Source organism: Shinella oryzae, assembly GCF_023038235.1.
Classification (GTDB): Bacteria; Pseudomonadota; Alphaproteobacteria; order Rhizobiales; family Rhizobiaceae; genus Shinella; species Shinella sumterensis.
Map to the genome: position 1 here is coordinate 3,024,350 of NZ_CP081987.1, position 21,848 is coordinate 3,046,197.

Genomic DNA, 21,848 nt, shown 5'->3' on the forward strand with positions numbered 1-21,848 from the left:
GACCACCATGAACCGATCGCTTGCGACCTCCTCGCTCTGGATTTTCGCCGCCACGGCCGTGCTCGTCGTGGCCCTGCTTCCCCTCGATCCGTTGATTTCACAACACGCGCAGGGGCTTCCGGACGCCATCGTCACCTTCAACCGGCACATCACGGATTTCGGTACCTTCCGCTGGATGATCTACGGCTCCGGGCTGGTCGTGATCCTCGCCTACATCCTCGGGCGCGTGAGCTGGAACCATGCGCTGGGAGAGCGGGCGACGGCGGCGGGATGGCTCGCGCTCTATTTCTTCGTGACCATCGGCGCGACGAGCGCGCTGGTGCACCTTTTCAAGCTGATCGTGGGCCGGGCACGGCCGGAACTCTTTGCCGACCACGGCGCCTACAGCCTGACGCCGTTCGCCTATGACGATCTCTATTCCAGCTTCCCGTCCGGCCATTCGGCGGCCGTCGGGGCCTTTTTCGGCGCCTTCTCCATGCTCGCGCCGCGGCTGCGGCCGCTTTTCCTGCTGGGCGCTCTTACGATCGGCGTCTCGCGCGTCATCGTCGGCGCGCATTATCCGAGCGACGTGGCCGCAGGCCTCCTGCTCGGCCTCTGGACGGCCGTGGCAACCGCCTTTTTCTTCGCCAGCCGACAATGGCTCTTCCGGTTCGGCGAAAGCGGCTGGCCGCGGCTGACCACGCTTCTTCCACCCCCGAAATGAAAGAACCCGGCCCGTGTTGCCACGAGCCGGGTCACCATGGGCGGATCGGAAGGGGGTGATCAATCCATGGCGTGGATGTCGCGGTCCTTCGTTTCCGGCAGGAACAGAAGGCCGATGACCAGCGTGATGCCTGCGAAGACGATCGGATACCAGAGACCGTAATAGATATCGCCCTGGGCCGCGCTCATCGCGAAGGCGGTTGCCGGCAGCAGGCCGCCGAACCAGCCGTTACCGATATGGTAGGGCAGCGACATGCCGGTGTAGCGGATGCGGGTCGGGAACAGTTCGACCAGCAGCGCGGCGATCGGGCCATAGACCATCGTGACATAGATCACGAGGACGGTCAGGACCGCGATGGTGCCGATCCAGTTCACGTTTGCGGGGTCGGCGACCATGGTGAAGGCGCCGCCATTGGCAATCGTGTAGACATCCATCTCGGTGGCGCCGGCAGCCTCTTCGGCCGTCAAGAGCTTGGCCGTGACCAGATCGGCGACCGGCGTGGTTGCCTTCTCGCCGGCACGGATCGCCGTCGCATCGAGCGCAAGTTCCGGATTGGCCGCGACGAAGGCGTCGAGCTTGGAGTCCGGGACCTTGGCCGCGCCGCGCACCAGCGGATAGCCGGCGTCGTGGAGCGCGATGTTGGTCTGCTTCTGGAAGGCGCCGTCGAGGGCCTTGGCCTGGTCGCCGGCAGCGATCGCGTCATAGCTCGTGATCGTCTGTTCGCCGATCTTCACCGTGGCCGGCGTGCCGGCCGGCGCCGTCGTGACGACGTCATAGGGCACCGAGTTGCGGGTGAGGAACGAGGTGGCGATATCGCACGATGTCGTGAACTTCGCCGTGCCCGTCGGGTTGAACTGGAACTTGCAGTCGCCGGGCGCGGCGGTGACGGTCGCGCGGATCGTCGCCTGCGCCTCGGCGAGCGCCGGGTTGCCGGCCCAGGTCAGTGCCTTGAACAGCGGGAAGTAGGTCAGCATCGCCAGCAGCAGGCCGGCCATGATGATGGGCTTGCGGCCGATCTTGTCCGACAGCCAGCCGAAGAAGACGAAGAAGCCCGTGCCGATGAGAAGCGAACAGGCGACCATGATATTGGCCGCCTGGCCGTCCACCTTCAGCACGCCCGTCAGGAAGAACAGCGCGTAGAACTGGCCGGAATACCAGACGACGGCCTGGCCGACGACGGCACCGAACAGCGCGAGCAGTGCGATCTTGGCGTTGCGCCACTGGCCGAAGGCTTCCGTCAGCGGTGCCTTGGAGCCCTTGCCCTCTTCCTTCATCTTCTTGAAGGCGGGCGATTCGTTCATCTTCAGGCGAATCCAGACGGAAACGCCCAGCAGAACGACCGACAGCAGGAACGGAATGCGCCAGCCCCATTCGGCGAAGGCTTCCTTGCCGACGATGAATTGAACCGAGAGGATCACCACCAGCGACAGGAACAGGCCGAGCGTCGCCGTCGTCTGGATCCACGAGGTGAAGTAACCGCGCCGGCCCTGCGGGGCGTGCTCGGCGACATAGGTCGCAGCACCGCCGTATTCGCCGCCGAGCGCCAGGCCCTGCAGCATGCGCAGGATGATCAGGATGATCGGGGCCGCAATGCCGATGGTGGCGGCGCCGGGCAGCAGGCCCACCACGAAGGTCGAGACGCCCATGATCAGGATGGTGACGAGGAAGGTGTACTTGCGCCCGACGAGATCGCCGAGGCGGCCGAACACCAGCGCGCCGAAGGGGCGCACCAGGAAGCCGGCGGCAAAGGCCAGGAGCGCGAAGATGTTGCGCGTCGTTTCCGGATACTGGCTGAAGAAGGTCGCGCCGATATAGATGGCCAGCGAACCGTAAAGATAGAAGTCGTACCACTCGAAGACGGTGCCGAGCGAAGAGGCGAAGATCACCTTCTTCTGCTCGCCCGTCATGGGCGCGGCCTTGGCGTCGCCCACGGTCGAAACATTTGCCATTTCATTGTCCTCCACAAAAACGGCGTGTCGGGCAGCCCGTGAAACGCCCCGTGTTCCTCCCGAGAACACAGGGCAGGGTGCGCCTGATGAAAGGATGACAGAAAACAGATTGTGACATCACCGCTGCTTTCGGCTTATGACTTTTGGCGTAAGACTTAAGTGGAAGGCGGGGGTGGCTGATGAATGCCGCCGAGCGTCAAGGAACACTTGACTCTTCACCAGATGAGCGTATTCAGCACGCACGCAAAAGGGACCGCCATGTTTCGCCTTGGAAATTCCATCGCCCGCATGATCGCTCCGGCCTTCAACGCCGGACGGGTTCGTCATTGCGTATCGATTTCCAAAACAACGGCCAAAACGACGACGAAAACCGTCTGACGTCTCTGGCCACCGCTCTCTCCCCGGTATGGCCGGGGACCGAAACCCGCGTCATGGCCGACGGGTTTCCCCTCCTGACCCAGCGGAGAGACAGAGAAAGAGAGCTTTAGACATGGGTTTCAAGATCGCAGTCGCCGGCGCGACCGGCAATGTCGGCCGTGAAATGCTGAACATCCTTTCCGAGCGCGGTTTTCCCGCCGATGAGGTCGTGGCGCTCGCCTCCGCCCGTTCGCAGGGCACCGAGGTCTCCTTCGGCGACAAGACGCTGAAGGTGCAGAACCTCGAGAACTACGATTTCTCCGATACGGACATCTGCCTGATGTCGGCCGGCGGCACCGTTTCGCAGAAGTATTCGCCGAAGATCGGCGCCCAGGGCTGCGTCGTCATCGACAATTCGTCGGCCTGGCGCTACGACGCCGAGGTTCCGCTGATCGTTCCCGAAGTGAACCCGGATGCGATTGCGGGCTTCAGCAAGAAGAACATCATCGCCAACCCGAATTGCTCGACCGCCCAGCTCGTCGTGGCGCTGAAGCCGCTGCACGACCGCGCCACCATCAAGCGCGTCGTCGTCTCGACCTACCAGTCCGTCTCCGGCGCCGGCAAGGAAGGCATGGACGAACTCTTCCAGCAGACCCGCGCCGTCTTCGTCGCCGATCCCGTCGAATCGAAGAAGTTCACCAAGCGCATCGCCTTCAACGTCATTCCGCACATCGATAACTTCATGGAAGACGGCTACACGAAGGAAGAGTGGAAGGTTCTCGCCGAAACCAAGAAGATGCTCGACCCGAAGATCAAGGTCACCTGCACGGCCGTGCGCGTTCCCGTCTTCATCGGCCATTCGGAATCGGTCAACATCGAGTTCGAGAAGGAAATCACCGCCGACGAGGCGCGCGAGATCCTGCGCGAGGCGCCCGGTTGCCAGGTGATCGACAAGCACGAGAACGGCGGCTACATCACGCCCTACGAATCCGCTGGTGAGGACGCCACCTACATCTCGCGCATCCGCGAAGACGCGACCGTCGAGAACGGCCTGAACATGTGGGTCGTTTCCGACAACCTGCGCAAGGGCGCGGCCCTCAACGCCATCCAGATCGCGGAGCTGCTCGTGGCCCGCGGCCTGATCAAGGCGAAGAAGCAGGCGGCCTGATAGGATAAGGGAACGGTTCGGCCGGCTTTCTCAAGAAATGGCAACGTTCTCTTAATCATGTTTCAATAAAAGTCCCGGTTGTTCCGTTAAAGAACAGTCGGGGCTTTGTCTTGAAGGCCTCGGCCGGTTCACGCCGAGTTGCGATGACAGGAACAGGGGAGCATGGCATGTTCCCGCAGCGGTATTGACGAGATCACGGGGTTCTTGATGGGCATGACAAAGAGCGCGGGCAAGGTTCTGGCCGCAATGATCGCCATCGCGGCGATGCCGGCGGCGGCACACGCTGCCAAGTGTGGCAACGACGCGGGCGGGTTCCCCGCCTGGATCGACGCTTTCAAGGGCGAGGCGGCAAGCCGCGGCATCAGCCGTTCGACGCTGGACAAGGCCTTTTCCAATGTCAGCTACGCCCGCGCGACGATCCGCGCCGACCGCGGGCAGAAAAGCTTCAAGCTTTCCCTCGACCAGTTCATGCAGAAGCGCGGCGGCCAGGCGATCATTCGCCGCGGCAAGAGCCTGAAGCAGCAGAACGCGGCCCTCTTCAACCGCATCGAAGCCCGCTACGGCGTTCCCGCCGGCCCGCTTCTGGCGATCTGGGGCATGGAAACCGGCTTCGGCAGCTTCCTCGGCAAGGAGCACACCATCTCCGCCGTCGCGACGCTCGCCTATGACTGCCGCCGCTCGGAATACTTCACCAACCAGCTCTACGCGACGCTGCAGCTCGTGCAGAACGGCACGCTTTCGACCACGGCCCGCGGCGCGGCGCATGGCGAGATCGGCCAGACGCAGTTCCTGCCGGCAAACGTCCTGAAATACGGCGTCGACGGCGACGGCAACGGCCGCATCGATCTCGTCGGCTCCAAGGCCGACGCGCTGGCCTCCACGGCCAACTTCCTGCGCGGCCATGGCTGGAGCGCGGGCGCGGGCTACCAGCCCGGCCAGCCGAACTTCGGCGCGCTTCAGGGCTGGAACGCCGCAAGCGTCTACCAGCGCGCGATTGCCATCATCGGCGCTGAAATCGACGGCAACTGAGGAACGTCTTGCTGCGCGGCGCATCGCGCCGCGGCAAGGCTACCAACTCATGGACATGAAACCGGCGCGGGCAACCACGCCGGTTTTTTCATGCGCTCGGGCGCCGGAAATCGCCGGTGGCGGCATCCATGATCCACAGTTCGCCCGTCGAGATATCGAACCAGGCGCCATGCAGCTGGAGGCGACCCTTTTCCTCCAGGATGCGCACGCAGGGGAAGGTCCTGAGATTGGCGATGGAATTGCGGATGGAAACGCGCTCCAGCGCACGCTGGCGCTCGCCCTGCGTGAGCATTTCCGCACCCTGGATCTGCTCGGCGACGGGCTTGAGCATGCCCATCCACTTGCCGATGAAATCGCCCGGCGAAAGCGGTTCGGCTTCCGGATCGAGCGCGGCCGAGATACCGCCGCAGCGGCCATGGCCCATGACGAGGATGTCCGTGACCTTCAACGACTGCACCGCGAATTCGAGCGCGGCCGACGTGGCGTGGAACTGCCCGTCCGGCTCATAGGGCGGCACGAGGTTGGCCACGTTGCGGACGACGAAGAGTTCACCCGGGCCGCTGTCGAAGATCGTCTCCGGTGCGGCGCGGGAGTCGCAACAGGCGACCACGAGCGTCTTGGGTTTCTGGCCGGTCTCGGCCAGCGCGCGGTAACGCGCCGACTGCTCGGCATAACGCCCGGACATGAAATTGCGGTAGCCGTTCAGGAGGCGATCGGGAAAGCGGTTCATGGTGTCGGAATACCCCGTGTGCGATCTGGCGGATGGCCTCATCCGGTTCTGCATAAACCATCCCGAAGGCCACCGCGCAAGGCCGGATCGCATCAGGTCTTGCGCGTCTGCGCCGGATGCATCAGCCGGCGCATGTGCACCATGGCCATCGGCGTGGAGATGCTGGATGCGTCCTGTTCCAGCGTGAGCTCGTCGGCACCGCGCTTGGCCGTGCGCGCAACGATCTCGAAGACGCTGGCCGTCGCCGTCATCAGGCGCCGCTCCTCCGTCAGATCCTCCATCAGGCGCGACAGGAAAATGGCGGCCAGCAGGTCGCCGGTGCCGTTCGGCGGGTCGGGCACGAGCCGGTGCTCGGCCAAGAGCGCGTTGCGGCCGGACAGGTAGAGATTGCCCGTACTGCCCGCCATCAGCGGCAGCGCCGAGGTGACCAGCATGCGTGAGGGACCGAGCGCCAGCGCCGCCTCCATGATCTGCCCGTTCGTCTCCAAGGGCGCGCCGGCAAGCCAGGCGAGTTCGAACCGGTTGGGCGTTGCGATCGATGCGAGTGGAATAAGGTCGTCGCGAATGGCGACCGCCGTCTCCTCCGCGATGTAGAGGCCCTTCTCGTCGCCGCAGACCGGATCGCACATATAGAGAAGATCGGGATTGTCGGCCCTGAGGCTCTCGACCAGCCGCGCGACGGAGCGCACCTGCGCGGCACTGCCGAGATAGCCGGTCAGGACGGCCTTGACCTCGCCGCGCCAGGGCGCCTGGATCAGGTCGGAGATCATCGCATCGAACTCTTCCGGCGACAGCACGACGCGCGTGGATTTCCCATGGCCCGGGTGCCACGGCAGGATGACCGTCGGCAGCGCCCAGACGGGATGGCCGAGCGTCTCCAGCGCGAAGACGGCCGCGCGATTGCCCACCGTGCCACGCACCACATGGCTCGAAATGACGATGACCGCGCCCTTGTCGCTCTCACCCATGGCCTGCTCCCCTTCTGCGCAAAAGTGATGGCAAACCGCACCACGCCCTGTCAACGTCGGCACCTACAGAAGGCATCATGCAGACCGACGTCCGATACAGTCCAGAGCCGCTTCAAACGGCATTCCGGCGAAAATCCATGAATTTCCCGTCGAAACGACAGTATAACTGACCTATTCCAGACAAAATCGATTGAATTTTCTCAGGAAAACACAAATTTCATCGCGCCGTTTTTTTCTTCTGCTAACGTCCCGGCATCGGATTCGAAGGAATTTCCAGGGGTTCCAGGATGAGCATGAAAAGAGAAAAGCATATCGAGGCCGCCAAGGCGGCCGCCGCAGCCCTCGGCGCGAAAACACTGAACCCGGACATCCTCTTCGGACGTGCCAGCAAGGACGACCTCGACCACTATACCGGCGCGATGCTGGCGGTTGCTTCCGCCCATGCCATGGGCGAGCTGGAAGCCTGGGACGGCACCGCCCCGCGCGTGACGGTCACCACCCTGCCGGACGTGAAACCGCAGGGCCAGCCGGTCTCCGTCCTCGCCGTCACCGACCGCAACCAGCCGTTCCTTTATGATTCGGTGATGGGCGAGGTGACCAGCAGCTACCGCGATATCCTTCTCGCGATCCACCCCATTCTCGTTGTCGCGCCCGGTGCCGCGCCGAAGCTGTTTTCGCCGGACGAGCCAAGCGAACCCGGCCAACGGGTCAGCCATATCGAGATCCACCTGCCCGAGATGTCGGCAGCGGAAGCCGCGGCCCTCACAGAGCGCGTGAGAAACGTCCTCAATCAGGTCCATCTCGCGGTGGACGACTGGCCCGCCATGCTGGAAAAGCTCGATGGCGCGCGGGGCGACCTGGAGCGCTTCGCCAAGGAGAAAGCCGGCAAGAGCGAAGCGCTCGCCTTCCTCGACTGGCTGCGCGGCAACAACTTCACCTTCCTCGGCATGCGGGAATACAGCTATTCCGGCAAGGGCGCGAATGCGACGGTGGAGCGTGGCGGCGAGGGCCTCGGCATTCTCTCCGATCCCGACGTCCGCGTGCTGCGCCTCGGCAAGGATGCCGTGACGACAACACCGGAAATCCTGGAATTCCTCGAGGGGCCGGATTTCCTCATCGTCACCAAGGCCAATGCCAAGTCCGTCGTGCACCGGCGCGCCTATATGGACTATATCGGCCTCAAGCGCTTCGATGAGAAGGGCAAGGTCATCGGCGAATTGCGTATCGTCGGCCTGTTCACCTCCACCGCCTATACCCACGCAGCCAGCCAGATCCCGCTGCTGCGCTCCAAGGTGGAGCATGTCGTCGAGCATTTCGGCTACGACCCGAAGAGCCATTCCGGCAAGATGCTGATGAACACGCTGGAATCCTATCCGCGCGACGATCTCTTCCAGATCGACACCGGCCTGCTCGCCACCTTCTGCGAACAGATCAACGAACTGTCCGACCGGCCGCGCATCCGCGTCCTGCCGCGCATCGACCGCTTCGACCGCTTCGTCTCCGTCATCGTCTATGTGCCGCGCGAGCAATATGATTCGGATGTGCGCGAGAAGATCGGCAATTACCTGAAGTCGGCCTACGACGGCCGCGTCTCCGCCTATTATCCGGCCTTCCCGGAAGGGGGCCTCGCGCGCGTGCATTTCATCATCGGCCGCTCAGGCGGCAAGACGCCGCGCATCGCGCAGAACAAGCTCGAACAGGCCGTGCGCGAGATCGCGACGCGCTGGACGGACCGCTTCGAGGCGCTGTCCAACAGGGATGGCCTCAGGCTCATCGCCGATCGCGGCTATCAGGAGGACTTCACCCCCGCGGAAGCCCATGCGGACCTCGCGCTCATCACCACCGCGACCGCCGACAACCCGATCAGCATCGCCTTCTACCGCAAGGCCTGGAACACCGATCTCAGCTCCGTGGAGCTGAAGATCTTCCACGCCAACGAGCCGGTCTCGCTGTCGCGCCGCGTGCCACTGCTCGAGAATCTCGGTTTCAACGTCATCAGCGAGCAGACGCACGACCTCACCGTCGTCGGTCTCGATGGCGAGCAGCGCCGCGTGCTGCTGCATGACATGGAGCTGAAGCACCGCGACGGTATCGAGATCAATCTCGCCAAGCTGCGCCCGATGCTGGAGGAGGCTTTCCTCGCCGCCTGGCACGGCGAGGTGGACGACGACGCGTTGAACCGGCTCATCATCACCGCCGGGCTTTCCGCCCGCGAGGTCATGGCGCTCAGGACCTATTCGCGCTACCTGCGCCAGACCGGCATCGCCTATTCCCAAGGCTATATCGCCGATACGCTGAACAAATACCCGGCCATTGCCGCAAGCCTGTTCCGCCTGTTTGATTCGCGCCTCGACCCGAAACTGTCCGAACGACAGCGCGACAAGAAATCCACGGAAGCCGCAACGGCCATCGAGGATGCGCTGGCCGACGTGCCGAGCCTCGACGAGGACCGGATCCTGCGCCGCTACGTCAATGCGCTGCAGGCGACGCTGCGCACCAACTACTTCCAGCATGACGCCGACGGCAAACCGCGCAAGACGCTGGCGATCAAGCTCGACCCGAAGGCGCTCGACGGTCTGCCGGAACCGCGGCCGTTCCGCGAGATCTTCGTCTATGGCGCCGAGGTGGAGGGCGTGCATCTGCGCTTCGGCAAAGTCGCCCGCGGCGGCCTGCGCTGGTCCGACCGGGCGCAGGATTACCGCACCGAAGTGCTCGGCCTCGTGAAGGCGCAGCAGGTGAAGAACGCCGTCATCGTGCCTGTCGGCGCCAAGGGCGGCTTCTACCCCAAGCAGCTTCCCGCCGGCGGCAGCCGCGACGCCATCTTCAAGGCCGGCACCGAGGCCTACAAGACCTATATCCGCACGCTGCTCTCCGTCACCGACAACATTGTCGGGCAGGACGTCGTGCCGCCGGCCGATACCGTCCGTCTCGACGGTGACGATCCTTATTTCGTCGTCGCGGCCGACAAGGGCACGGCCACCTTCTCCGACACGGCCAACGGCCTTGCCCAGGAAGCCGGCTTCTGGCTCGACGACGCCTTCGCCTCCGGCGGCTCGGCCGGCTACGACCACAAGAAGATGGGCATCACCGCGCGCGGCGCCTGGGAAACCGTCAAACGCCACTTCCGCGAAATGAACATCGACATCCAGAAGACGCCTTTCACGGTGGCCGGCGTCGGCGACATGTCGGGCGACGTCTTCGGCAACGGCATGCTGCTGTCACGCAAGATCCGCCTCGTCGCGGCCTTCGACCATCGCGACATCTTCATCGATCCGAACCCGGATACCGACACGTCCTTTGCCGAGCGGCGCCGCATGTTTAACCTGCCGCGCTCCAGCTGGCAGGATTACGACCGCTCGGTACTTTCAAAGGGTGCGATGATCATTCCGCGTACGGAAAAATCCGTGACGCTGACGCCGGAGGCCATGGCGGTCATCGGCATTGACAAGGCCAAGGCGACGCCGTTCGAGATCATGACGGCGATCCTGAAAGCCCCCGTCGACCTGCTGTGGTTCGGCGGCATCGGCACCTATATCCGCGGCCAGAACGAGACGGATGCCGAGGTCGGCGACCGCGCCAACGACGCCATCCGCATCGTCGGCGAGGACGTGCGCGCCAAGGTGATCGGCGAGGGCGCCAATCTCGGCGTCACCCAGCGCGGCCGCATCGCCTTCGGCCTGAAAGGCGGACGCAGCAATTCCGACGCCATCGACAACTCGGCGGGCGTCAATTCCTCCGACGTCGAGGTCAACATCAAGATCGCGCTCGCCTCGGCCATGCGCGACGAGCGGCTCACGCGCGCCAAGCGCAACGTGCTGCTCGCCTCCATGACCGACGAGGTCGCCGAACTCGTCCTGCGCAACAACTACCTGCAATCGCTGGCGATTTCGCTCACGGAACGGCAGGGCACGGGCAACCGCGCATCCCTGACCCGCCTGATGGACCGTCTGGAGGGCTCCGGCCATCTCAACCGCAAGGTCGAGACCCTGCCTGATGACCGCACGCTCGCCGAACGCTACCAGGCCGGCAAGTCGCTGACGCGCCCGGAGATCGGCGTGCTGCTCTCCTATGCCAAGCTAGTGCTGTTCGACGAACTCATTCACACCAGCCTGCCTGACGATCCCTATTTCGAGCCGACGCTGGCGGGCTACTTCCCCGCCAAGATGCAGAAGGCCTATGCCGACGACATCCGTTCGCATCGGCTGCGCCGCGAGATCATCGCGACCATCCTCGTCAACGAGGTGATCAACCGCGGCGGTCCGGCCTTCATCAACGGCCTCACCGACGGCACCGGCTTCGGCCCGGCCGACGCGGTCAAGGCTGCCGTCATCGCACGGGACGGCTACGGCCTGCCGGCGCTCTATGCCGGCGTCGATGCGCTGGACAACCAGGTTTCCGGAGACGTCCAGAACGAGCTCTACGAGGAGATCGGCCGCATCTATGCGACGGTCACCAGCCTGCTCCTGACCACGGGCGCGGTGTCCGGCCCGCTCGACCAGGCGATCCACAAGCTCAAGCAGGCGCTGAAGCAGCTTCGCCCGCATCTTTCGACGCTCGTGTCGGAGGCCGCCGGCGACGAAGCCCGCCGCAGGGCCCATGCCTATGAGGACGAAGGCGTGCCGGCGGAACTGGCCGCCGAGATCACGACGCTTTCCATGCTGATCTTCGTTCCCGAGGTGATGCTGATCGCGACGGCGACCGGCGATACGCTGAGCAAGACCGCGCAGGCCTTCGCGGGCATCAGCGGCAGCTTGAACATCGGCCGCCTGCTGGCCGCCGCCGCCCGCATTCCGACCGGCGATCTCTACGAGGCGCTGGCCCTGCAGCGCAGCCTCACCGACATCGCCAATGCCCGCCGCGATCTCACCACCGCCGTGCTGACCCGCCACAAGGGCGACAAGGCGCCGCTTGCCGCCTGGCAGCAGAGCGAGAAGGAGCGGCTGGCCCGTGTGACGGCCAACCTTTCCGCGCTGACCGAGACCGGCGAGGCGACCCTCGCCAAGGTCAGCGTCGCCGCCGGCATCCTGAGCGACCTTGCGCAGGAAAGGGTGAAATGACACAGTCCCCTGCCGGCTGGCGGACGACGCTCCGTTAGCCGGCTTGAGGACGGGCGCATCATCGCCCCGGCAAAGGAGGGGCGATGAACATGGACACGAAAACCGCCGCGCCGCGCACAAGCCGTCTCGGCATTGCCGGCTGGATGCTGTTCGACTGGGCGGCGCAGCCTTTTTTCACCGTTATCACCACCTTCATCTTCGGTCCCTATCTCGTCGCGCGCCTGACGGACGATCCGGTCGCGGGACAGGCGGCCTGGAGCTACACGCTGACGATCGCCGGTATCGTGATTGCCTTGCTGGCGCCCGTCATGGGCTCGATCGCTGACGCCTCGGGCGCCCGAAAACCCTGGATCGCCGCCTTCGCCGTGGTGAAGATCCTGTCGCTCATGGGGCTTTGGTATGCCACGCCGGGCAGCAGCCTCGTCTTCGCCATGGCGATGATCGTGCTCGCCACCGTCGCGGCGGAATTTTCGATCGTCTTCAACGATTCCATGATGCCGCGGCTGGTAAGCCCGGCCGATACCGGCCGCATCTCCAACATTGCCTGGGGCCTCGGCTATCTCGGCGGCATGATCGTGCTGATCGTCGTCATCGCGCTGATCGCCGCCAATCCCGTAACGGGCGAGACTGTCCTCGGCATCAGGCCGATATTCGGGCTCGATCCCGCGACCGGCGAGGATGCCCGCATCACCGGACCGATCTCGGCGATCTGGTATCTCGTCTTCATCCTGCCGATGTTTTTCTTCACGCCGGACCAGAGCAGGGGCCTGCCGATCGCACACGCCGTTCGCGCAGGCTTTGCGGACCTCACCGCAGCCTTGCGCGATCTTCGCAGCAGGCCGGGCATCCTGCGCTTTCTCATCGCACGCATGGTCTACCAGGACGGCGTCAACGGCCTCATCGCGCTCGGCGGCACCTTCGCCGCCGGCATGTTCGCGTGGCAGACCTTCGAGCTCGGCATCTACGGCATCATCCTCAATGTCGTTGCTATCGGCGGCTGCCTCTATGCCAGCCGGCTGGACAAGCGCCTCGGCTCGAAGGCCGTGGTCGTCGGAAGTCTCGTCTGCCTGACGATCGCGACGATCGGCATCGTCTCGACGGGACCGGGTTTCACGCTCTTCGGCCTCGTCCCGCTGCCCATCGAGAGTACGGGCGGGCTGTTCGGCACGGCCGCGGAAAAGGCCTACATCCTCTACGGCCTGCTGGTCGGGCTCGCATTCGGCCCTGTCCAGGCGTCTGCGCGCTCCTATCTCGCCCAGAGCATCCACCCGGACGAGGCGGGCCGCTATTTCGGGCTCTATGCGCTTTCGGGCCGCGCGACATCCTTCCTGGCGCCGCTTTCCGTCGCCCTCGTCACCACGGCGACGGGTTCGGCGCGCCTGGGCATGATGGCGCTGATCGTCTTCCTCGTGGCCGGTTTCCTGCTCCTGCTGCGCACGCCTTATCCCGCCGCCAAAGTCTCCCTCTGAAACGCAAAACGCCCCGCAAGCGGGGCGTCTCCGTCTAGGCAAGAATCCGGCTAAGGATCAATGGCGGAAGTGGCGCATGCCGGTGAACACCATGGCAACGCCCGCCTCGTCGGCCGCGGCGATGACTTCGGCATCGCGCATCGAGCCGCCGGGCTGGATGACGGCCGTGGCACCGGCGGCAATGGCGGAGAGCAGGCCGTCGGCAAAGGGCAGGAACGCTTCCGACGCCACCGCCGAGCCGCGCGTCAGCGGCTCGGAAAGCCCCATGGCCTTGGCGGCTTCCTCGGCCTTCAAGCCGGCGATGCGGGCCGAATCGACGCGGCTCATCTGGCCGGCGCCGATGCCGGCCGTCTGGCCGTCCTTGGCATAGACAACGGCGTTCGACTTCACGTGCTTGGCGACCTTGAAGGCGAACTTCATGTCGATCAGTTCCTGCTCGGTCGGCGCGCGCTTGGTGACGACCTTCAGCTCCAGGTCCTCGACCACGCCATTGTCACGGCTCTGCACCAGGAGACCACCCGAAACGGTCTTGGCAGACAGGCCGGGCGCGCGCGGATCGGGCAGGCCGCCCGTCACGAGAAGGCGCAGATTGGGCTTGCCGGCAATCACCGCGCGGGCCTTTTCATCCGCATCCGGGGCGATGATGACCTCGGTGAACAGCTTGACGATCTCTTCCGCCGTCTCGCCGTCCAGCGTCGAATTGAGCGCGATGATACCGCCGAAGGCGGAGACCGGGTCGCAGGCCAGCGCCCGCGCATAGGCATCCTTCAGCGTCTTGCCGGTGGCGACGCCGCAGGGGTTTGCATGCTTGATGATCGCGCAGGCCGGGCCGTTTTCCGGCAGGAACTCGGCGACCAGCTCGAAGGCGGCATCCGTATCGTTGATGTTGTTGTAGGAAAGCTGCTTGCCCTGCAGGAGCGTCGCGGTGGCGACGCCGGGACGGTTTTCGCCGGTCACGTAGAAGCCCGCCTTCTGGTGCGGGTTCTCGCCGTAGCGCATCTCTTCCTTCAGCACGCCGCCGATGACGCGATGGCGCGGCATGGCGATGTCGAGCGCTTCGGCGAACCAGTTGGAGATCGCGGCGTCATAGGCGGCGGTGCGCGCATAGGCCTTCGCCGCCATGCGCTGGCGGAAGGCATAGGAAGTCGTGCCGTCGGCCAGTTCCGCGATCAGCGCCTCGTAATCGGCGGGATCGGTGACGATGGTGACATAGGCGTGGTTCTTGGCCGAAGCGCGGATCATGGCCGGGCCGCCGATATCGATGTTCTCGACGGTCGTCGGATAGTCGCCGCCCTTGGCGCGGACATCTTCGAACGGATAGAGGTTGATGATGGCAAGGTCGATAGCGCCGATGCCGTGCGCCTTCATCGCTTCGACATGCTCGGCATCGTCACGGATCGCCAGCAGGCCGCCATGAACGGAAGGATGCAGCGTCTTCACGCGACCGTCCATGATTTCCGGAAAGCCCGTAACCTCCGACACGTCGGTGACGGCAAGCCCAGCATCGCTGAGCGCCTTGTGCGTGCCGCCCGTCGAGAGCAGACGAACGCCCTTGTCGGCGAGCGCCCTGGCGAGCGCGACGACCCCGGTCTTGTCGGAGACGGAGAGCAGCGCGGTGCGCACGGCAACACGATCGGGGGCGGGGATCTTCTTGGAAACAACGGCCATTGGGCGCTCCGTTCTGACGGCCCGGGAGGAGGGGGCCGGATGGTCATGCGCCCCGTTAACACAGGCGCCGCCCGGAGAAAACCTCGAATGAGAAAAGCTCAGCGCCGACGCGCCAGCGACCACTGGACTTCCGGCGTCTCCGCAAGCGGCATGGTCAATGTCAGCTGGCGCGACGCGCGCACGCCCGAGGGATCGGCGAAGAACACATCCTCCTCCTCCTCGATGCCGATATCGAGGCAGGTCAGCGCCCAGGCCTCGCCATCGGGCGCGACCAGCCGCACTTCATTGTCGGAAGCCGGATAGAGCTGGATGTTCGGATGGACGTGGAAGCGCACGACGGCCGTGCCCTTGTCGATTGCGGCACCGGGCGCGCCCGGCTTGAAGAAGCGCTCCCTGCCGCGAATTTCCGTGCCCGAGGCGGAAACGAAGATATCCCGCTCGTAGATCAGGCCGAAGCGCTGGAGATAGCCGTCATGGCTCGCCGTGATGCCGTCGGCGCCGGAATCGCGCTCTGCGCGGGCGACATTCACCTTGCTGACGCCGCCGATGATGATCGGCCCGAGGAAGCGGGAAGTGGAGATGCGCGACGAGGAGGTGTCGTTGAGGGTGGCGACCGAATGCGCCGCCGTCATGCGTGCCATCTGGCGCATCGCATCGCCGGCAAAGCGCGGCCGGCCGGAATTCACGATGAAGCGGTTCTTGCCCGACGACATCTCGATGGACAGCGTGCCGGCGGAATGCGTCGTGGAGAGATCGATGGATTTCGGCATGCCGGTATCCATCAGCACCACCGTCTCCTTCACGGCAAGCCGGTCGTAATTGATCGAAGGCAGGGCCTTGAAGGGGGCGCCGCCGGTCTCGTCGTAGCGCAGCACAGACATCAGTTCGTTGGCGAGCGTATAGGTCGCGCCGTTGAACAACGCGAGTTCACCGCCCTGGTGGCGGAAGAAGCGCAGGGCCGGAAAGATGCGGTCGATGCTCGGTATGAGCTGCAAGGGCATGTCGTGGCCGAGATTCACATAGGTCTGGCGCAGTGGCAGCAGGTCGAGCAGCAGGTCGAGTGCCGCCCGCGGATTGCGCGAGCAATGGCCGCCATCGGGCAGGATCTGCCGATCCAGCTCCGCATCGAGATTGCGGGCGGCGCTGCGCATCTTGGACGCAGTCGCGGGCATGGCGATCGAGGCCATGGCCAGCGCGATGCGCACACGAAGCCGCGGCTCGCCGTCGCGCGTCGTATCGGCGACATGGCGCAGATAACGCACCTGGAAGGCAAGGCTCTTGAGGAAGCGGCGGTAGAACGGATAATCCGCATCCTTGAGCACGACGGGCGAATGGGACAGCCAGGCGATGATGCGTTGCGCGGCGACATCCGGGCGCCAGGCAAGCCCGCCGATGACACGGCCATGGCTTTGCAGCCAGTCGTCGACGATGAAGCGGGCCGTATGCGCCGCCTTGTCGGGATCGACGAGCCGCAGATGGCGCAACCAGCCAAAGGAATGCAGGCGGACGGCGAATTCTTCGGACGGAAGCTCCAGCGCGAAGGGTGATTCGCCCTCGCAGTCCAATACGCGACCGGCAAGCGGGAAACGACCGGCGGTAATCTCTTCGCCGGCGAAGGAATCGGCAGGATGCAGGTCCGTCGGCGCGACGATGAGACGGTCCGGCGCGCTGCCGGAAAAGCGAACGGCGCTGATCTTGCCCAGGGCAAGCCTTCGCGAGAAGCGGCGCCAACCCTCACGCAGATACAGATAGAGTAGCCGTTGGCGGTCGGAAAGCTGCATGGTTAACAAATGCCTCCAAGCCTATAGGTAGGCCGAGGAGAGGAGCGGCGTCAATTCATCGCCTGCTGATGGACTGTTGATGACGGCAATATGCAGGCGGGATCAGCCCTTTCTGCGCAGCCGCACCGCATAGAAGCCGTCGACGCCGCCGGCGTGACTGGCGGTCGCAGGCAGCATGGCGGGCGTGGTGCGGAATTCGCCGCGCGGCGAAATCGCCTCCTCCAGGCCCGGCCAGTCCGCCGCGTCGACGGGAATGAGCCGCCAGTCCGGATTGTCCGCCAGCACCCGGTCGATCATGTCCTCGCCCTCGGCGGGATCGAGCGAGCAGTTGGAGAAGACGAGATCGCCGCCCGGCTTCACCAGCGTCAAGGCGTGGCGCAGCAGGCGTTCCTGCAGGCGTGCCAGCTTTTCGATATCCTCCGGCCCCTTGGTCCAGAGCACGTCGGGATGCTTGCGGATCGTGCCCGTCGAGGAGCAGGGCGCATCGAGCAGGACGGCATCGAACAGCGTCTCGGGGCGGAAATCCGCCATATTGGCCTCGAGCGTGGTCGCGGAAAGGCCAAGCCGCGCCAGATTGCTTTCCAGCCGCCGAAGCCGGTTGCCCGATTGGTCGAGCGCCGTCACCGCGCCACCGGCCAGCACAAGCTGCGCGGTCTTGCCGCCCGGTGCGGCGCACAGATCCGCGACATGCTTGCCCGCGAGGTCACCGAAAAGCCTGGCCGGCAGGCTCGCAGCGGCGTCCTGCACCCACCATTCACCCGCCTCGAAACCCTCGAGCGCCGGAATGGCGCCGGAGGCGGCAGGCAGGCGAACGGAGCCGGTCGGCAGGACGAGCCCGCCCAGCTTGTCGGCCCAGCCCTTCGGGTCCGATTTGACGGTGAGGTCGATGGCCGACGGTTCCAGCACGGCATCCGCGATGCTGGCGGCATGCGCCTCGCCGTAGACCGATATCAGCCGCTCATAGAACCAGGCCGGAATGACCGGCAGCGCCTGCGTGGCCGCAAGATGCGTGGCCTTCTCGCGCGACAGGCGGCGCAGCACGGCATTGGTGAGACTGGCGAAACGGCGGTTGCGCGGATCGAGCTGCGCCTGCTCCACCGCGAGGTCGACGGCGGAATGATCGGGCACATCGAGATAGAGGATCTGCGCAGCGGCCACCGCCAGCACATGATGCAGCGCGCGGGCGCCGTCCGGCAGCGGCGTGCCGACAAGCGTATCCAGGATCGCCTCGATGCGCGGCAGATGGCGCAGCGCCGTGTTGATGATAGCGCGAACCAGCGCGCGGTCGGCGTCGTTCAGCTGCCGATAGGCCGGATTGCCGTTTTCGGTATCCAGCATCCCGTCGAGCGGCGTCCTGCGGTCGACCACCGCCGCAAGGATCTTGGCTGCCGCCTGCCGGGCACGCAGGCCCGGTTTTTCGACGTGATCCGCGGCCGGCGCGGGTTTCGGGCCCCGTGTGCCACGATGCCGGTTGGGATGCGGTTTGCTTCTGCGATTTTCGTCGTTCAAGACCAGGGACCCTTGGGTGGTTCGGAACCACCGCGTCCCCAGCCGGTGGTCGGGACGGAACGCGATTTGCGCGAGGCATTATCAGTCCGGACCGGTTCCGTCGAGCGGGCCTGCATGCCGCGGGCCATTTCCTGCAGCGCGGCGATGCGGTTTTCCGTGTTCGGATGCGTCGAAAACAGGTTGTCCATGCGCTCGCCCGACAGCGGATTGATGATGAACATATGCGCCGTCGCCGGGTTATGCTCGGCGGCATCATTGGGAATGCGGCCGGCGGCGACCGCGATCTTCTTCAGGGCCGAGGCGAGCCAGAGAGGATTGCCGCAGATTTCCGCGCCGCGCTTGTCGGCGGAGTATTCGCGCGTGCGGCTGATCGCCATCTGCACCAGCATCGCGGCGAAGGGTGCGACGATCATGGCGATGAGAATACCGATGAAGCCGAGCGGATTGTTGTTCTCGCGGTTGCCGCTGCCGCCGAAGAACATCGCAAAGTTCGCGAGCATGGAGATCGCACCGGCGATCGTCGCCGTCAGCGTCATGGTGAGCGTGTCGCGGTTCTGGATATGCGCCAGTTCATGCGCCATCACGCCGGCGACCTCTTCATAGCTCAGCGCCTGGAGAAGGCCGGTGGAGGCGGCGACGGCGGCATTCTGCGGGTTGCGGCCGGTCGCAAAGGCGTTCGGCTGCTCGCTGTTGATGACGAAGACGCGCGGCATGGGCAGGCCGGCCCGCTTGGCGAGATCGCGCACAATGCCGTAATATTCCGGCGCCGAGCGTTCATCCACCTCCTTGGCGCCATACATGGACAGCACCATCTTGTCGGAATTCCAGTAGGAGAAGAAGTTCATGGCGATCGCGACGAGGAGCGCGATCATCATGCCGCCCTTGCCGCCGATGAGCAGACCCACGCCCATGAAAAGCGCCGTCATGAAGGCGAGAAGCATGGCTGTGCGAAGGATGTTCATGCGTTTCCGGCTCCCGTAAAAATCGTGTGCTTGCCTGACAATTCCCCGTGTCAAGGGAATGTTTCACGTGAATCAGCGCTTTCCACAGCGCGCTCACGCTCCTATATGATGGTGAACCAACAGCACGTCTTCAATATCCCTGGAGGATGCCGGTTTTTATGGAAAGCGACAACGACAATCATTCGGATGGCCGCAAGGTGCTCACGCCCGCAGCGCAGCGCGCTCTGAAGGAAGCCGAAGAGCGACGCAAGGCGGCCGCTCCGGTGGAACGGGAACCCGAGATCGGCGGCCGCGGCGGCGAAGACCCCGCCCGCTTTGGCGACTGGGAAATCAAGGGCCGCGCCATCGATTTCTGAGGTTTAGGAAGCCGGCTCAGGAAGCCATGAATTTCCGGAGTCAGAAATCCCCAAACGAAAACGGCGGCCGATCGGCCGCCGTTTCGCTTTGTCGTGACGTCCGCTTGTCAGCCGCCCGCCTTGTTCTGGCGATTGGCGATCAGGTCGTCGACGACGGCGGGATCGGCGAGCGTCGAGGTGTCGCCCAGCGAACCGAAATCGTCCTCGGCGATCTTGCGCAGGATGCGGCGCATGATCTTGCCCGATCGGGTCTTCGGCAGGCCCGGCGCGAACTGGATCTTGTCAGGGGTCGCGATGGGGCCGATCTCCTTGCGGACGTGCTTGACCAGGTCCTGGCGCAGCGCATCGTTGCCTTCCTCGCCGGCCATCAGCGAGACATAGCAATAGATGCCCTGGCCCTTGAGGCTATGCGGATAGCCGACGACGGCCGCTTCCGACACGAGATGGTGCGAGACGAGCGCCGATTCGATTTCCGCCGTGCCGAGGCGGTGGCCGGAAATGTTGAGCACGTCATCGACGCGGCCGGTGATCCAGTAGTAGCCGTCCTCGTCGCGGCGGCAGCCGTCACCGGTAAAATACTTGCCCTTGTAGGTGGAGAAATAGGTTTCCACGAAGCGCTTGTGATCGCCATAGACCGAGCGCATCTGGCCCGGCCAGCTGTCGGTGATGCAGAGGTTTCCGTCGGCGACACCCTCCAGCACACGGCCCTCGTTGTCGACCAGTTCCGGCTTGACGCCGAAGAAGGGCCGGGTCGCCGAGCCGGGCTTCAGCTCCGTCGCGCCGGGCAGGGGGGTGATGAGAATGCCGCCGGTCTCCGTCTGCCACCACGTATCGACGATCGGGGAGCGGCCTTCGCCGACCACGTTGTAATACCATTCCCAGGCCTCGGGATTGATCGGCTCGCCGACCGAGCCGAGCAGCCGCAGCGACGAACGCGACGAACGCTTCACGAAATCGTCTCCGGCGCCCATGAGCGCGCGGATCGCCGTCGGTGCGGTGTAGAAGATGTTGACCTTGTGCTTGTCGACCACCTCCCAGAAGCGGCCGGCATCCGGGAAGTTCGGCACGCCCTCGAACATCAGGGTCGTCGCGCGGTTGGCGAGCGGCCCGTAGACGATATAGGAGTGGCCGGTGACCCAGCCCACATCGGCCGTGCACCAGTAGATATCGCCGTCCTGGTAATCGAAGACGTACTTGTGCGTCATCGAGGCATAGACGAGGTAGCCGCCGGTGGTGTGCAGCACGCCCTTCGGCTTTCCGGTCGAACCCGACGTGTACAGGATGAACAGCGGATCTTCCGCCTTCATCTTTGCCGGCGGACAATCGCGCGGCACCGTCAGCACTTCCTTGTGGTACCAGATGTCGCGGCCCGGCGCCCAGCCGGTCTTGCCGCCGGTGCGGCGCACGACGAGGACCTTGTTGACGATGACGTGGTTCTTCGCGGCGATATCGATCGCCGTGTCCGTGTTTTCCTTGAGCGGGATCGGCTTGCCGCCGCGCACGCCTTCGTCACAGGTCACGACGAAGGTCGATTCGCAGTCGACGATGCGGCCGGCCAGCGCATCCGGCGAGAAGCCGCCGAAGACCACCGAATGGATGGCGCCGATGCGCGCGCAGGCGAGCATGGCATAGGCCGCTTCCGGGATCATCGGCATGTAGATGGTGACGCGATCGCCCTTCTTCACGCCATGCTTCTTCATCACATTCGCCATGCGGCAGACGTGTTCGTGAAGCTCGTTATAGGTGATCTTCTTGTCGATATACGGGTTGTCGCCTTCCCAGATGATGGCGATGTCGTCACCATGCGCCTTCAGGTGGCGGTCGATACAGTTATAGGAGACATTGGTGATGCCGTCCTCGAACCACTTGATCGAGACCTTGCCATTGAACGAGGTGTTCTTGACCTTCGTATAAGGCTTGAACCAGTCGATCCGCATGCCGTGCTTGTCCCAGAAACGCTCCGGGTTCTCGACGCTTTCGCGATACCATTTCTGATAGGTGTCGTTGTCGATCAGCGTACGGCTTTTTGCGGATTTCAGGACCGGATAGGTCTTTGCGAACATGGATGCCTCCTCACTGCGCATGCGCGGGACACCGCTTTTCCTCCGGCCCCGGCCATTCCGGCACCATTCATATCAGGTC

At 64.6% G+C, this 21,848-nt stretch carries 15 protein-coding genes; 7 read left to right on the forward strand and 8 right to left on the reverse strand.

Going from position 1 to position 21,848, the window contains the following annotated elements:
* The first annotated feature begins 7 nt into the window (after positions 1–7).
* Entirely contained in the window at positions 8–703 is a 696-nt protein-coding gene (locus K6301_RS14765; RefSeq protein WP_247217980.1) for a phosphatase PAP2 family protein, read from the forward strand.
* A 59-nt stretch (positions 704–762) separates the two neighbouring features.
* Here K6301_RS14765 and K6301_RS14770 read toward each other — a convergent pair whose 3' ends face one another.
* Positions 763–2,652 carry an MFS transporter gene (locus K6301_RS14770; protein WP_247217982.1) on the reverse strand — a complete coding sequence of 630 codons (1,890 nt, stop codon included), beginning with the start codon at positions 2,650–2,652 and terminating at the stop codon, positions 763–765.
* 183 nt (positions 2,653–2,835) lie between these two features.
* Here K6301_RS14770 and K6301_RS14775 point away from each other — a divergent pair, with 183 nt between their 5' ends.
* The 3 genes from K6301_RS14775 to K6301_RS14785 all read left to right on the forward strand — a co-directional run bounded on the left by K6301_RS14775 (position 2,836) and on the right by K6301_RS14785 (position 5,206).
* Positions 2,836–3,030 carry a hypothetical protein gene (locus K6301_RS14775; RefSeq protein WP_246665680.1) on the forward strand — a complete coding sequence of 65 codons (195 nt, stop codon included), beginning with the start codon at positions 2,836–2,838 and terminating at the stop codon, positions 3,028–3,030.
* 112 nt (positions 3,031–3,142) lie between these two features.
* Complete coding sequence (locus tag K6301_RS14780; protein WP_134648479.1) at positions 3,143–4,177, forward strand: aspartate-semialdehyde dehydrogenase; 1,035 nt, start codon at positions 3,143–3,145, stop codon at positions 4,175–4,177.
* A 207-nt stretch (positions 4,178–4,384) separates the two neighbouring features.
* The gene (locus tag K6301_RS14785) at positions 4,385–5,206 is read left to right on the forward strand and encodes a lytic murein transglycosylase (protein WP_247217984.1); all 822 of its coding nucleotides are present in this window, start codon (positions 4,385–4,387) and stop codon (positions 5,204–5,206) included.
* An 88-nt stretch (positions 5,207–5,294) separates the two neighbouring features.
* On the opposite strand, the gene K6301_RS14790 is transcribed toward K6301_RS14785, so the two are convergent.
* Positions 5,295–5,936 carry a carbonic anhydrase gene (locus tag K6301_RS14790; protein ID WP_241600875.1) on the reverse strand — a complete coding sequence of 214 codons (642 nt, stop codon included), beginning with the start codon at positions 5,934–5,936 and terminating at the stop codon, positions 5,295–5,297.
* A 92-nt stretch (positions 5,937–6,028) separates the two neighbouring features.
* Positions 6,029–6,904, reverse strand: coding sequence for a pyridoxal kinase PdxY (gene pdxY / locus K6301_RS14795; RefSeq protein WP_247217985.1), 876 nt, complete (start codon positions 6,902–6,904; stop codon positions 6,029–6,031).
* A gap of 287 nt (positions 6,905–7,191) precedes the next feature.
* Between pdxY and K6301_RS14800 the strand changes: the two genes are divergently transcribed.
* Positions 7,192–11,961, forward strand: coding sequence for an NAD-glutamate dehydrogenase (locus K6301_RS14800; protein WP_247217987.1), 4,770 nt, complete (start codon positions 7,192–7,194; stop codon positions 11,959–11,961).
* A gap of 89 nt (positions 11,962–12,050) precedes the next feature.
* Positions 12,051–13,430: an MFS transporter gene (locus K6301_RS14805; RefSeq protein WP_425475350.1), complete on the forward strand. Its 1,380-nt coding sequence runs from the start codon at positions 12,051–12,053 to the stop codon at positions 13,428–13,430.
* Between the two features lie 57 nt (positions 13,431–13,487).
* Here the strand turns inward: K6301_RS14805 and purH are convergent, their stop codons facing one another.
* From purH to htpX, 4 genes are all read right to left on the reverse strand, one after another.
* Positions 13,488–15,098, reverse strand: a complete 1,611-nt coding sequence (gene purH, locus K6301_RS14810; protein ID WP_247217991.1) for a bifunctional phosphoribosylaminoimidazolecarboxamide formyltransferase/IMP cyclohydrolase — start codon at positions 15,096–15,098, stop codon at positions 13,488–13,490.
* Positions 15,099–15,196: 98 nt separating this feature from the next.
* Positions 15,197–16,879 (reverse strand): heparinase II/III family protein, encoded by a 1,683-nt coding sequence (locus K6301_RS14815; RefSeq protein ID WP_247217993.1) that lies wholly within the window; start codon positions 16,877–16,879, stop codon positions 15,197–15,199.
* A 102-nt stretch (positions 16,880–16,981) separates the two neighbouring features.
* The gene (locus tag K6301_RS14820) at positions 16,982–18,394 is read right to left on the reverse strand and encodes an RsmB/NOP family class I SAM-dependent RNA methyltransferase (RefSeq protein ID WP_425475404.1); all 1,413 of its coding nucleotides are present in this window, start codon (positions 18,392–18,394) and stop codon (positions 16,982–16,984) included.
* Complete coding sequence (htpX, locus tag K6301_RS14825) at positions 18,385–19,350, reverse strand: zinc metalloprotease HtpX (protein WP_247217995.1); 966 nt, start codon at positions 19,348–19,350, stop codon at positions 18,385–18,387. Before htpX ends, K6301_RS14820 begins: the two co-directional genes overlap by 10 nt.
* Positions 19,351–19,508: 158 nt before the next feature.
* Here htpX and K6301_RS14830 point away from each other — a divergent pair, with 158 nt between their 5' ends.
* Entirely contained in the window at positions 19,509–19,706 is a 198-nt protein-coding gene (locus tag K6301_RS14830) for a DUF1674 domain-containing protein (RefSeq protein ID WP_247217997.1), read from the forward strand.
* A 107-nt stretch (positions 19,707–19,813) separates the two neighbouring features.
* Here K6301_RS14830 and acs read toward each other — a convergent pair whose 3' ends face one another.
* Positions 19,814–21,769, reverse strand: a complete 1,956-nt coding sequence (gene acs, locus K6301_RS14835) for an acetate--CoA ligase (protein ID WP_247217999.1) — start codon at positions 21,767–21,769, stop codon at positions 19,814–19,816.
* Between the last annotated feature and the right edge of the window lie 79 nt (positions 21,770–21,848).

Coding starts and splice junctions, on each gene's coding strand:
- K6301_RS14785 (WP_247217984.1), top strand. CDS start 4,385: ATGGGCATGACAAAGAGCGCGGGCAAGGTTCTGGCCGCAATGATCGCC.
- K6301_RS14800 (WP_247217987.1), top strand. CDS start 7,192: ATGAGCATGAAAAGAGAAAAGCATATCGAGGCCGCCAAGGCGGCCGCC.
- purH (WP_247217991.1), bottom strand. CDS start 15,098: ATGGCCGTTGTTTCCAAGAAGATCCCCGCCCCCGATCGTGTTGCCGTG.
- acs (WP_247217999.1), bottom strand. CDS start 21,769: ATGTTCGCAAAGACCTATCCGGTCCTGAAATCCGCAAAAAGCCGTACG.
- K6301_RS14830 (WP_247217997.1), top strand. CDS start 19,509: ATGGAAAGCGACAACGACAATCATTCGGATGGCCGCAAGGTGCTCACG.
- K6301_RS14770 (WP_247217982.1), bottom strand. CDS start 2,652: ATGGCAAATGTTTCGACCGTGGGCGACGCCAAGGCCGCGCCCATGACG.
- K6301_RS14790 (WP_241600875.1), bottom strand. CDS start 5,936: ATGAACCGCTTTCCCGATCGCCTCCTGAACGGCTACCGCAATTTCATG.
- pdxY (WP_247217985.1), bottom strand. CDS start 6,904: ATGGGTGAGAGCGACAAGGGCGCGGTCATCGTCATTTCGAGCCATGTG.
- K6301_RS14765 (WP_247217980.1), top strand. CDS start 8: ATGAACCGATCGCTTGCGACCTCCTCGCTCTGGATTTTCGCCGCCACG.
- K6301_RS14815 (WP_247217993.1), bottom strand. CDS start 16,879: ATGCAGCTTTCCGACCGCCAACGGCTACTCTATCTGTATCTGCGTGAG.
- htpX (WP_247217995.1), bottom strand. CDS start 19,350: ATGAACATCCTTCGCACAGCCATGCTTCTCGCCTTCATGACGGCGCTT.
- K6301_RS14775 (WP_246665680.1), top strand. CDS start 2,836: ATGCCGCCGAGCGTCAAGGAACACTTGACTCTTCACCAGATGAGCGTA.
- K6301_RS14780 (WP_134648479.1), top strand. CDS start 3,143: ATGGGTTTCAAGATCGCAGTCGCCGGCGCGACCGGCAATGTCGGCCGT.
- K6301_RS14805 (WP_425475350.1), top strand. CDS start 12,051: ATGGACACGAAAACCGCCGCGCCGCGCACAAGCCGTCTCGGCATTGCC.